Here is an 11,382-nt window from a genome sequence, read left to right on the forward strand (position 1 = left end):
ATTCCGGACGTCAGGACCTCCCGCATTCAGGAAAGAGAGCCATGCGTATCACCTCAATTGGCCATGCCGGCCTGTTCATCGAGTCGGCCGCCGGATCGATCGTGTGCGATCCCTGGTTCACCCCGGCCTACTTCGGTTCCTGGGTGCCGTTCCCGGACAACACCGGAGTCGATCCCGCCCGGTTGGCCGCGGCGGACCACCTCTACATTTCGCACCTGCACCACGACCACTACGACCCCCAGTGGCTGAGCCGGTACATGCGCAAGGACATCACCGTCCTGCTGCCCGAATTCCCGGTCCCTGACCTCCACCATGCGCTGGCGGGCCTGGGGTTCAAGAATTTCGTGCAGACCCGGCACAACCAGCCGCTGGTCCTCGATTCCGGACTGCGGGTGCAGATCAGTTCGGTGGATTCCCCACTGGACGGGCCGCTCGGCGATTCCGGTATTGCCCTGGACGACGGGCGGGTCCGTATCTTCAACCAGAATGATGCGCGGCCCATCGACCTGGGCCCGATCCAGGAGTTCGGGCCGTTTCACGCCCATCTCGTGCAATATTCGGGCGCCATCTGGTTCCCCGGGGCGTACACCTTTCCCCCGCGGATGAAGCGGACCCTCGGAACCCGCAAGCGGCGCAACGGCATGGCACGGGCGCTGCGGTACATCGAGCAGCTCGACGCGGAGCATGTGCTGCCCTTCGCCGGCCCCGCCTGTTTCCTCGACGACGAGCTGTGGCACCTCAACGACCTCGACCGGGACCCGGCGAACCCCTTTCCGGACCAGTTCGCCTTCCTCGATTTCCTGCGGGAGCAGGGCTTCGACCGGGCCCACCTCTTCCTCACCGGCACCGAGGTCGACCTGCACCCGGACGGTACGGCGCGGGTGCGGCAGATCCCGGAGGAGGAGGTTGCCCGCATACGCGACGACCGGCGCGGCTATCTCGCCGAGTACAAGCGCAAGGTGCAGCCCGCCATCGACGCCATCACCGGCGCGCTGCCGCAGGACCGCAGCGATCTGGTCGGACAGCTCAAGGAGTACGTGGAGCCGCTGATGAAGGGAGCGGACCACACCTGCGCGGGCGTCAACGGCCGGATTCTGCTGGAGGTGGCGGCCGTCGACGGCGGCCCGGACGAGCACATCGTGTTCGACTTCCTCGACCGGCGGGTGGACCGGCACGCGGGCGAGGAAGCGCGCTACGTCTTCCGGGTCCGCCGCCCGCTGGTGGAGGAATTGGTGCGGGGGCGCTGCGCGAACTGGGTGGACGAGCTGTTCCTGTCCAGCCGTCTGGAGATCTCCCGTAAGGGTCCGTACAACGACTACGTGTACACGTTCTTCAAGTCCTTCTCCCCGGAGCACATGGCGTTCGTGGAGGACTACTACGCGCAGGCCGACGCCGACCGGCACTATGCGCTCGCGGACGGATATGTCGTGCCGCGGCGTTGCCCGCACCTCCAGGCCGACCTGACGCGTTTCGGCAGCGTCAAGAACGGCGTGCTGACCTGCGCCATGCACAACTGGGACTTCGAGCTCGCCACCGGCCGCTGCCTCACCAGCGATGACCGCTTCCTCGCCGCCCGCCCCGCCACTCCCGAGGACGAGCAGGCACAGCACCCGGTCATCCCGGAAGCCCGCCCCGAGTGACGCCCTGGGCCTGCCAACTTCCCCTGGTCGTAAGAAGCTTTCCGTAAGGAAGTTCCCGTAAGGGAGTCAACGGTCCGAATCGGGCGCCGTGAGGTCGATCAGCCGGCACACGGTCTCGATGTCGATCTTCACCTGGGCGATCGAGGCCCGGCCCGACAGCCAGGTGATCAGTGCGGAGTGCCAGGTGTGCTCGATGACCCGGACCGCGGAGAGCTGTTCGGGGGTGGGCGCGGCGGCCGGCGACGCCTCCTGCGCGGGGTGGCGCCCGGCGGCGGGCGGGGCCATCGCGTCGAGGATGATCGCGGTGGTCAGCCGGGAGACGGTGTCCACCTCGGGGCTCACCGAACGGTCGGCGAAGGTCAGCGCGCGCACCATCGCGTCCGCGAGATGCGGCTCGCGTTGCAGTGCGCGAAAGGCTCGCATCAGGGTCTGGGCGACCCGGGCGCCCGGGTCCTGCTCCGACGGCGGGCGCTTGCGCAGCGTCTCGTGCATGTGCTGGAGCTGGTCCTGCATGGTGGCGACCAACAGATGCACCTTGGAGGGGAAGTAGCGGTAGAGGGTGCCGAGGGCGACGCCCGAGGACTCCGCGACCTCGCGCATCTGCACGGCGTCGAAGCCGCCACGGGACGCCAGCTTGGCGCTGGTGTGCAGGATGCGGCGGCGTCTGGCCTCCTGACGCTCGGTCAGGGGAGGACTCGCGGGAAGCGTCGGCCTGGCCGCCTTGGATTCCGTAGTCATATTTCCCATTCCGTGGCATTCCGTCCGCAATGCGGCGAGTGCCGGTGGTGTGATCGGCACAGCATGGCAGGGGGGCGGGTGGTGGCGCGAATCACCTGGTGCGGCTCTTTTCGCATCGTTCTCGGCCGGTAGATTCGGAGCTCGGTGAACTGATCAGTAGCCAATCAGTTCTGAAACTTGTTCTAGATTACCGCCAGCGGTTACGCTCCGGCGAAAGTCCAGTGAGAAGGGGGCCGAGCGTGACCGCAGAGGCCGTCCAGGCAGCCGCGCCTCGCCCCGCAGAGGCCCCCTCGGCCTCCGCCCCGGCCCATGGTGAGCGACCCCTGCGCATCGCGATGCTCACGTATAAGGGGAACCCGTTCTGCGGCGGACAGGGCGTCTATGTACGCCATCTCTCCCGCGAACTGACCCGGCTCGGCCACACCGTCGAGGTCATCGGCGCCCAGCCCTATCCCGTCGTCGACGACGGGGTGATCCTGACCGAGCTGCCGAGCCTGGACCTCTACCGCCAGCCGGACCCGTTCCGCACCCCGAAGCGCGGCGAGTACCGCGACTGGATCGACGCCCTTGAGGTCGGCACGATGTGGACCGGCGGCTTCCCCGAGCCGCTGACCTTCTCCCTGCGGGCCCGGCGCCATCTCGCCGCCCACCGCGGCCGGTTCGACGTCGTCCACGACAACCAGACCCTCGGCTACGGCCTGCTCGGCGGGCCCGGCGCGCTCGGTGCCCCGCTGGTCACCACCATCCACCACCCCATCACCGTCGACCGGCGGCTCGACCTGGCGGCGGCCAACGGCTGGAGGCGCCGCGCCTCCGTGCGCCGCTGGTACGGCTTCACCCGGATGCAGAAGCGCGTCGCCCGCCGGCTGCCGTCCGTGCTGACCGTCTCCGGCTCCTCCCGTCAGGAGATCGTCGACGACCTCGGCGTCCGCCCCGACCGCATCCACGTCGTCCACATCGGCGCCGACACCGAGCTGTTCTCGCCGGATCCCGCCGTTCCCGAGGTGCCCGGACGGATCGTCACCACCTCCAGTGCGGATGTGCCCCTCAAGGGTCTGATCCACCTCGTCGAGGCGCTCGCCAAGGTGCGCACCGAGCAGCCAGACGCCCATCTGGTGGTCGTCGGCAAGCGCGCCGACGACGGGCCGGTCGCCGCCGCCATCGAACGGCTCGGCCTGTCCGGCGCCGTCGAATTCGTCAAGGGCATCACCGACGGCGAACTCGTCGACCTCGTCCGAGGCGCCCAGATCGCCTGCGTCCCCTCCCTCTACGAGGGCTTCTCGCTGCCCGCCGCCGAGGCCATGGCCACCGGCACCCCGCTGCTGGCCACCACCGGCGGCGCCATCCCCGAGGTCGCCGGGCCGGACGGCGAGACCTGCCTCGCGGTGCCCCCGGGCGACGCCGACGCGCTGGCCGGCGGGCTGCTCCGCCTCCTGGGCGACGCCCCGTTGCGCCGCCGGCTCGGTGCGGCCGGCCGGGAGCGGGTGCTGGCCCGCTTCACCTGGCGGCAGGCCGCCCTCGGCACCGCCGAGCGCTACCGCGAGGCCCTCGCCCTCCAGGGCGGCGCCGCCCGCACCCTCGCCGGCGCGCCCGCCGCCACCGCGTCGAGCGCCGCCGGACACGTCTAGCGGCCCGCCCGGTCCGTAGTTCCTTCCGCAGCCACCCCCGCCACCCACCGCCGGACGAAAGCAGAACGCCGTGCTGACCGTCGACTTTTCCCGTTTCCCGCTCGCCCCGGGCGACCGCGTGCTCGATCTGGGGTGCGGCGCCGGCCGGCACGCCTTCGAGTGCTACCGGCGCGGCGCGCAGGTCGTCGCCCTCGACCAGAACGGCGAGGAGATCCGCGAGGTCGCCAAGTGGTTCGCCGCGATGAAGGAGGCGGGCGAGGCCCCGGCGGGCGCCTCCGCCACCGCCATGGAGGGCGACGCGCTCAACCTGCCCTTCCCCGACGACAGTTTCGACGTTGTGATCATCTCCGAGGTGATGGAGCACATCCCGGACGACAAGGGCGTGCTCGCCGAGATGGTCCGGGTGCTGCGCCCCGGCGGCCGGATCGCCGTCACCGTGCCCCGCTACGGCCCCGAGAAGGTCTGCTGGGCCCTCAGCGACGCCTATCACGAGGTCGAGGGTGGCCACATCCGCATCTACCGCGGCGACGAACTGCTCGGCAAGATGCGGGAGGCGGGCCTGGAACCGTACGGCACGCACCACGCCCACGGGCTGCACAGCCCCTACTGGTGGCTCAAATGCGCCTTCGGGGTGGACAACGACAAGGCGCTGCCGGTGCAGGCGTACCACAAGCTGCTGGTCTGGGACATCATGAAGAAGCCGCTGGCCACCCGGCTCGCCGAACGGGCGCTCAACCCCGTCATCGGCAAGAGCTTCGTCGTCTACGCCACCAAGCCGCACCTTCCCGACGCGCCCGCCGCCGACGAGGCGGACGAGCCCGCCGCCGCACCCGCCACGAAGACCGCCGAGCCGGCCGCCGGGCGGGCCGGCAAGCCCCGCACCACCGCGCAGCCCGCCACCGCCAAGGCGCCCGCCAAGAACCCCACCAAGGCATCCGCCAAGACACCCGCCAAGACCCGGGCGAAGCGCGGCGCTTCGTCGTCCACCGCCAAGCCCTCCTCCGGGGCCGCCAAGTGACGAGTCCCGGGCGTACCGAACGGCTCGTCCTGCCGGGCGTGCTCACCGCCGACCAGGCTGCCCGCACGGTCGCCGGCATCCTCGCGACCCAGCGGCCGGACGGCGCCATCCCCTGGTTCCGGGGCCACCACCTCGACCCGTGGGACCACACCGAGGCCGCCATGGCCCTGGACGCGGCCGGCGAACACGAGCGCGCCGAGGCCGCGTACGACTGGCTGCTGCGGCACCAGAACCCGGACGGGTCCTGGTACGCGGCCTACGCCGACGGCGACGCCGCGGCTCCCACCGACCGCGGCCGGGAGACCAACTTCTGCGCCTATCTCGCGGTCGGCGTCTGGCACCACTTCCTGTCCACCGGCGACGAGGCCTTCCTCGACCGCATGTGGCCCGCGGTCCACTCGTCGATCGGATTCGTGCTGGAGCTCCAGCAGCCCGGCGGGGAGATCGGCTGGAAGCGCGAGGACGACGGCACACCCGTCAACGAGGCGCTGCTGACCGGCTCGTCCTCCATCTACCAGGCGCTGCGCTGCGCCCTGGCCCTCGCCGACCAGCGCGAGGAGCCGCAGCCCGACTGGGAGCTGGCGGCCGGCCGGCTCGGCCATGCGATAAGCAGCCACCCCGAGCGGTTCCTGGACAAGGGCCGCTACTCCATGGACTGGTACTACCCGGTCCTGGGCGGCGCGGTCCGCGGCCGGCAGGCCAGGGACCGTATCGACGCCGACTGGGAACGCTTCGTCGTGCCCGGCCTGGGGGTGCGCTGCGTGCTGCCCAACCCCTGGGTCACCGGCGGCGAGAGCGCGGAACTGGCGCTGGCGCTGTGGGCGATGGGGGAGTCCGAGCGGGCCGTGCAGATCCTCACGTGGATCCAGCACCTGCGCGCCGAGGACGGCATGTACTGGACCGGCTACGTCTTCGACGACGACGCGATCTGGCCCCGGGAACGCACCTCCTGGACCGCCGGTTCGCTGCTGCTCGCGGTCGCCGCCCTGGGCGGCGACGAGGCCACCACCATGGTCTTCGGCGGCGAAGGGCTTCCGACGGGACTGGATCCGGACTGCTGCCGGTAGGAGGCCGGCGAGGGCGGGCCCGTAATGCGCAGGAGAAGCCAGGGCGGCCGCACTATTGTGCGTCACATGACTCTCCAAGGCTCCCTCACCCACGAGGAATACTGCGACCAGCTCCTCGCCGAGACCGGCACGCTCCGGGAGATCGTGCGCAGCGCCGATCTCTCGGCGACCGTGCCGACCTGCCCCGACTGGACGCTGGCCGACCTCGCCCGGCACGTGGGCGGTGCGCACCGCTGGGTCGGCGCGATCGTCGCCACCCGCGCCGCGGAGAGCGTCGACCCCGCGGACGTCCCCGAGGGGGCCGGGCCCGAGGGCGAGGACGCGGCGGCGCTGGACGCGTGGCTGGCGGCGGGCGTCGAGCAGACCGTCGCCGCGCTGCGCGAGGCCGGCCCCGATACGGAGGTGTGGAGCTGGACGCCGGCGCGGCACACCGGGTTCTGGGCCCGCCGGATGGTCCATGAGACGGTCATCCACCGGGCCGATGCCGCGCTCACCGCCGGTGTCCCCTTCGACGTCCCGCCACCGGTCGCCGCGGACTGTCTGGAGGAGTGGCTGCAGATCGGCGAACTGCCGGTGGTGCTGGACCGCTTCGCCGAACGCGGGACGAAGCTGTGCGGCCCCGGCCGCACGATTCACGTCCACGCCACCGACGCCCCGCCCGGCCTGAACGCCGAGTGGCTGCTCGACCTCACGGGCGAGGTGCCCACCCACCGCCGCACCCATGAAAAGGCGGCGGTCGCGCTGCGCGGCCCCCTCACCGACGTCCTGGCCGTCCTCTACCGCCGGCTGCCCGCCGACAGCGACCGGGTCGAGGTGCTGGGCGAGCGTGCGCTGCTCGACCAGTGGCTGTCGTGGGCGTCCTTCGGGTGAGCGGCCGGCCGTGATGCGGGCGGCGCCTCGGGTGCGGAGTCGGCGGGTGTCAGGAGTTGAGTTCGGCCAGCACCCGTAGCGTATGCGGGTCCGGTGCGGTGACCAGGAGGTCGCTGACCGGGCCCGCGCGCCACAACTCCAGCCGCTCGGCGATCCGTTCGCGCGGCCCGACCAGCGAGATCTCGTCGGCGAAGGCGTCCGGTACGGCGAGCACGGCCTCCTCCTTGCGGCCTTCGAGGAAGAGCCGCTGCACCCGCCGGGCCTCCTCCTCGAAGCCCATCCGCGCCATCAGATCGGCATGGAAGTTCCTGGCGGCGTGTCCCATCCCGCCGATGTAGAAGCCGAGCATCGCCTTGACCGGCAGCAGCCCCTCGGTGACATCGGCACAGACCAGCGCGCGTGCCATGGGCGCGATGACGAAGCCGTCCGGGGCACCGGCCAGCGAGGCCCGGTAGACGTCGGTGCGCTGCGGCGACCAGTACAGCGGCAGCCAGCCGTCCGCGATCCGGGTCGTCTGGGCGATGTTCTTGGGCCCTTCCGCACCCAGGAGGACCGGGAGACGGTCGCGCAGCGGGTGGGTGATGGCCTTGAGCGGCTTGCCCAGTCCGGTGCCGTCCGGGCCACGATAGGGGTGCGGGTGGAAGACCCCGTCCGAGGTCACCGGCCCCTCCCGGCGCAGGACTTGCCGGATCACGTCCACGTATTCCCGGGTGGCGGTCAGCGGGCTCTTGGGGAACGGCCGCCCGTACCACCCCTCGACGACCTGCGGCCCCGACAGCCCCAGGCCCAGCAGCAGCCGGCCACCGGAGAGATGGTCGAGGGTCAGGGCGTGCATGGCGGTGGCGGTGGGGGTGCGGGCGGCCATCTGGACGATGCCCGTGCCGAGTTTGATCCGGGAGGTGTGGGCGCCGATCCAGGTCAGCGCGGTGAAGGCGTCCGAGCCCCAGGCCTCCGCGGTCCAGACCGAGTCGTAGCCGAGGCGCTCCGCCTCGCGGGCCAGTTCGAGGTGCCGGGGGTCCGGGCCGCGGCCCCAGTAGCCCAGGTGCAGACCGAGTCGCATGCTGATCGCCCCTCTTCTACGGCGGCCGAGGGTTCCGGGGTGGGTGCGGGGTGCTGGACGATGAATGAATACTGACGGTTCGTCAGTTCCAATCGGTGCCCGCGCACTGTACGACCGGGCGGCCGGGGGTGCAACGGGTGGTGGCCCGCTACCTGAGCCAGGCCGGCTCCAGCGACCGCACCTCGTCGCGGTGGCCCCGTACCAACTCGAAGAACCGCTCCGGGGCCGACTCGAACAAGGCGCACAGGGAGACGTAGAGGCGATACGCCTCGTCGGGCATCTCGTACGGGCAGTGGACCGCCGCGCACTGCCACCAGTCGGACGTCGAGCTGACCAGCTGGACGCCGCACTGTGGGCACGGCGGAGCGGCTATTGAGGCTTGCTCGTCCCGCACCCGTAGCAGATCGCCCACCCGTCCTGGGTGGTCGTCATCTCCTGTCCACACTTCTCGCACGTCGCTCGCGTCTCGTACAGATCCTTGTTGCACTGCATCGGCCCTCCAAGGGGAGTGGTGATTCTGCCATTGACCAGTGAGTAACGGCAGACCTGCGGCCGGCCGTCGCCGCGGTGTACGGACGCCCCGCTTCCCGCGGACGCACGGCAAAGCGCCCCGCCCCCTGAGGGGCGAGGCGCAAAAGGACCGCTGGTGTCCGGTGTCAGCCGCGCTGGATGCCGGTGGTGTCCTGCAGGACGCCTCGGCGGCCGTCCTGGGTCTGGGCGATCAGGGCCTGGCCGCGCTGCTCCACCGCGAGGTACCAGGTGCCGGGCGCCAGTTCGGCGATCGGCGCCGGCGAGCCGTCCTCGCCGTACAGCGGCCGTGCGACGGGCACCGCGAACCAGAACGGCGCGAAGTCCGCCGGGCTGCCGGCCGCCTGGGTGGCGCCGGCCGCGCCCCCGGCCGTCCCGTCGGCGGCGGGCGCCTGCTGGCCGTAGGCCTGGCCGCCCTGGGGCTGCTGCTGGCCGCCCGGGTAGCCGTAGCCCTGGCTCGCCTGCTGCTGGGCGCCGGGGTAGCCGTAACCCGGGTTGGGGCCCGCACCGTAAGGGGCCCCGGCGGGCTGCGGCTTGGGGGCGCCGATCAGGGCGACCTTGAGCGCCGGGACCAGCGGCGTGGCGACGGCGCCGCCGGCCAGGATCAGGGCGGCGATCAGGCCGAGGATCAGGCCGGCGCCGGCGCTGGGGCTGCCGACGATGGTCCAGAACGCGGTCCACGCCGCGAAGATGGTCAGCGCGACACCGAACTGGGCGAGATCGAGACCGGCGACCTTGCGCTGCTGCGGCAGCATGCGGCTGAGGACGACGATCGCCGCGCCGATCACACCGGCCAGGTACGTGCTCATGAGCGTGGCCAGCACGTCCCAGGCATTGATGCTGGCGTATTCCGAAGCGCCGAGACTGAGGAACGAGGCGATGAACAGCAGCACCGCTGCTCCGATCACCACGCCGTCGCCTCGAGTGAGGGAGCGGATGTTCACGTAAAGGTCCTTTGTCGGTTTCGTGGGTCCGGTCGTCGCTGTCGCGGTGCGCGCAGTGCGAGGCACGGCGGTGGGCACCCATCGTAAAGGGGAACCCGTCGCCGAATCCGGCGGGCCGTCGTCTTCGTTTCCCCGCGCGCGCACGGCAGCTCGTATCGGACCCGGTATCGGAGGGATTCGCAGCCGTTGCCGGCGGCCCGGTCAGTGCGTCAAGAAGTCCGTAATGCCCTCGGTGATCCCACGGGCCGCTTTCTGCCGCCAGTGTGCGTCGGTCAATTCCGCGGCGTCCTTCGGGTCACGCATATTTCCGCACTCGATGAACACCTTCGGCACGGTCGAGAGGTTGAGGCCGCCGAGATCGGAACGCACGTCGAGTCCGGTGCCGTGGCCGATGTAATTGGACGGCGCGCTCCCGGTGACCGTGCGGAACCGGCCGGCCAGCCGCTCGCCCAGCCGCCGCGAGGGCGCCACGATCGCGGCGGTGTCGGCCGGGCCGGCCGTGACGCGCGCCGGGAGTATGACGTGGAAACCGCGGTTCCCCGGGGCCGAGCCGTCGGCGTGGAGGGAGAGTGCGGCGTCGGCGTGCGCCTTGTTCCCGACGGCGGCGCGCTCGTCCACGCACGGCCCGTACCGGTGGTCGCCGTCCTGGGTGAAGACGACCTTGGCGCCCTCTTCCTGGAGGAGGGTGCGGACGCGGTGGGCGAGGTCCAGTGTGAACGACGCCTCGGCGTAGCCGTCGTCGGTGGAGGTGCCGGTGGTGTCGCACTCCTTGTGGGCGTTGCCGATGTCCACCTGCCGGGCGATCTCCCGCCCGTGATCCACGTTGTGCGGATTGTGGCCCGGGTCGAGGAGTACGACCTTGCCCTTGAGGCTGCTGTGCGCAGCGCCCTTGCCCGGGCCGCGGCCCGCGGAGCCCTTGCCGTCCGGGCCGCGGTCGGCGCCCCCGGCCCCGCTGCCCGGCGACCGGGTCGCGGCGGGCGGCCCGGCTCCGTGCGCCGGCCCGCCGTCGCCGCCGGACGTCCGCCAGAGCAGCCAGCCCCCCAGGCCGGCGACCACGACGGTGGTCACCACGGCGAGGAGGAGGCCGCGCAGGCGGCGGTGCGGTGGGTGAGTACTGCCGTTCGACACGTCCGCGATGGTAGCCGCCTCAGATGCCGGGCCCGGTGCGCCGCAGAACGTGCAGCGAACGGTGGGACGACACCTCGGTGAACGCACCGGACTCCAGGGCCCTGCGGTAGATCCGGTACGGGGCCTGGCCGCCGTCCGCCGGGTCCGCGAACACATCGTGGATCACCAGCAGTCCGCCGGGTGCGACATGCGGCGCCCAGCCCTCGTAGTCGGCGCCGGCGTGCTCGTCGGTGTGCCCGCCGTCGATGAAGACCAGGCCGACCGGGGCCTGCCAGACGGCCGCGACCTGCGGCGACCGGCCCACCAGGGCGATCACCTGGTCCTCCAGGCCCGCGGCGTGCAGGGTGCGGCGGAAGGTGGGCAGGGTGTCCATCCGGCCGACCTCCGGGTCGACCACACTCGGATCGTGGTACTCCCAGCCGGGCTGCTGCTCCTCGCTGCCCCGGTGGTGGTCGACGGTGACGGCCACGACCCCGGCGGCGCGCGCGGCGTCCGCGAGCAGGATGGTGGACCGGCCGCAGTACGTACCGACCTCCACCAGCGGCAGTCCGAGCGACGCCGCCTCGGCCGCCGCCGCGTACAGGGCCAGGCCCTCGTCCACGGGCATGAAGCCCTTCGCCGCCTGGAACGCGGCGAGTATCTCCGGCTGTGGAGCGGTCGGAGCCGTGGGAGCGGGCATGGGCTTCCTCCTGAGGGTGCGGTCAGGGGCTCATCGTGCCGTACGGGGTCTGTCTCTTATACACATTCCGAGCCCACGAGAC

General features: G+C 71.6%; 11 protein-coding genes. 5 read left to right on the top strand and 6 right to left on the bottom strand.

Features of this window, described 5'->3' with window-relative positions:
- Positions 1-41: 41 nt before the first annotated feature.
- The gene (locus EST92_RS16220) at positions 42-1,640 is read left to right on the top strand and encodes a Rieske 2Fe-2S domain-containing protein (RefSeq protein WP_129281638.1); all 1,599 of its coding nucleotides are present in this window, start codon (positions 42-44) and stop codon (positions 1,638-1,640) included.
- Positions 1,641-1,706: 66 nt separating this feature from the next.
- On the opposite strand, the gene EST92_RS16225 is transcribed toward EST92_RS16220, so the two are convergent.
- A complete protein-coding gene (locus EST92_RS16225; protein WP_129281639.1) occupies positions 1,707-2,378 on the bottom strand; it encodes a TetR family transcriptional regulator in 672 nt (223 codons plus the stop codon).
- 335 nt (positions 2,379-2,713) lie between these two features.
- On the opposite strand from EST92_RS16225, the gene EST92_RS16230 reads away from it, so the two are divergent.
- The 4 genes from EST92_RS16230 to EST92_RS16245 all read left to right on the top strand — a co-directional run bounded on the left by EST92_RS16230 (position 2,714) and on the right by EST92_RS16245 (position 6,961).
- A complete protein-coding gene (locus EST92_RS16230) occupies positions 2,714-4,006 on the top strand; it encodes a glycosyltransferase family 4 protein (protein ID WP_254068848.1) in 1,293 nt (430 codons plus the stop codon).
- Positions 4,007-4,076: 70 nt separating this feature from the next.
- Positions 4,077-5,024, top strand: a complete 948-nt coding sequence (locus EST92_RS16235) for a class I SAM-dependent methyltransferase (protein WP_129281641.1) — start codon at positions 4,077-4,079, stop codon at positions 5,022-5,024.
- A complete protein-coding gene (locus tag EST92_RS16240) occupies positions 5,021-6,091 on the top strand; it encodes a prenyltransferase/squalene oxidase repeat-containing protein (RefSeq protein ID WP_129281642.1) in 1,071 nt (356 codons plus the stop codon). Before EST92_RS16235 ends, EST92_RS16240 begins: the two co-directional genes overlap by 4 nt.
- 66 nt (positions 6,092-6,157) lie before the next feature.
- Positions 6,158-6,961, top strand: coding sequence for a maleylpyruvate isomerase family mycothiol-dependent enzyme (locus EST92_RS16245; protein ID WP_129281643.1), 804 nt, complete (start codon positions 6,158-6,160; stop codon positions 6,959-6,961).
- A gap of 49 nt (positions 6,962-7,010) precedes the next feature.
- Here the strand turns inward: EST92_RS16245 and EST92_RS16250 are convergent, their stop codons facing one another.
- From EST92_RS16250 to EST92_RS16270, 5 genes are all read right to left on the bottom strand, one after another.
- Entirely contained in the window at positions 7,011-8,021 is a 1,011-nt protein-coding gene (locus EST92_RS16250; protein ID WP_129281644.1) for an LLM class F420-dependent oxidoreductase, read from the bottom strand.
- A 148-nt stretch (positions 8,022-8,169) separates the two neighbouring features.
- Positions 8,170-8,433 (bottom strand): hypothetical protein, encoded by a 264-nt coding sequence (locus EST92_RS16255; protein ID WP_129281645.1) that lies wholly within the window; start codon positions 8,431-8,433, stop codon positions 8,170-8,172.
- Positions 8,434-8,677: 244 nt separating this feature from the next.
- Entirely contained in the window at positions 8,678-9,493 is an 816-nt protein-coding gene (locus EST92_RS16260) for a DUF5336 domain-containing protein (protein WP_129281646.1), read from the bottom strand.
- 201 nt (positions 9,494-9,694) lie between these two features.
- Positions 9,695-10,621, bottom strand: coding sequence for an N-acetylmuramoyl-L-alanine amidase (locus EST92_RS16265; protein WP_129281647.1), 927 nt, complete (start codon positions 10,619-10,621; stop codon positions 9,695-9,697).
- 19 nt (positions 10,622-10,640) lie between these two features.
- A complete protein-coding gene (locus EST92_RS16270; RefSeq protein ID WP_129281648.1) occupies positions 10,641-11,300 on the bottom strand; it encodes a class I SAM-dependent methyltransferase in 660 nt (219 codons plus the stop codon).
- Between the last annotated feature and the right edge of the window lie 82 nt (positions 11,301-11,382).

It is taken from the genome of Streptomyces sp. TM32 (genome assembly GCF_004122755.1).
Classification (GTDB): domain Bacteria; phylum Actinomycetota; class Actinomycetes; order Streptomycetales; family Streptomycetaceae; genus Streptomyces; species Streptomyces sioyaensis.

Bases quoted from the DNA above. Each gene is read 5' to 3' on its own strand.
- EST92_RS16220 (WP_129281638.1), top strand. From the start codon at position 42: ATGCGTATCACCTCAATTGGCCATGCCGGCCTGTTCATCGAGTCGGCC.
- EST92_RS16225 (WP_129281639.1), bottom strand. From the start codon at position 2,378: ATGACTACGGAATCCAAGGCGGCCAGGCCGACGCTTCCCGCGAGTCCT.
- EST92_RS16230 (WP_254068848.1), top strand. From the start codon at position 2,714: ATGCTCACGTATAAGGGGAACCCGTTCTGCGGCGGACAGGGCGTCTAT.
- EST92_RS16245 (WP_129281643.1), top strand. From the start codon at position 6,158: ATGACTCTCCAAGGCTCCCTCACCCACGAGGAATACTGCGACCAGCTC.
- EST92_RS16250 (WP_129281644.1), bottom strand. From the start codon at position 8,021: ATGCGACTCGGTCTGCACCTGGGCTACTGGGGCCGCGGCCCGGACCCC.
- EST92_RS16270 (WP_129281648.1), bottom strand. From the start codon at position 11,300: ATGCCCGCTCCCACGGCTCCGACCGCTCCACAGCCGGAGATACTCGCC.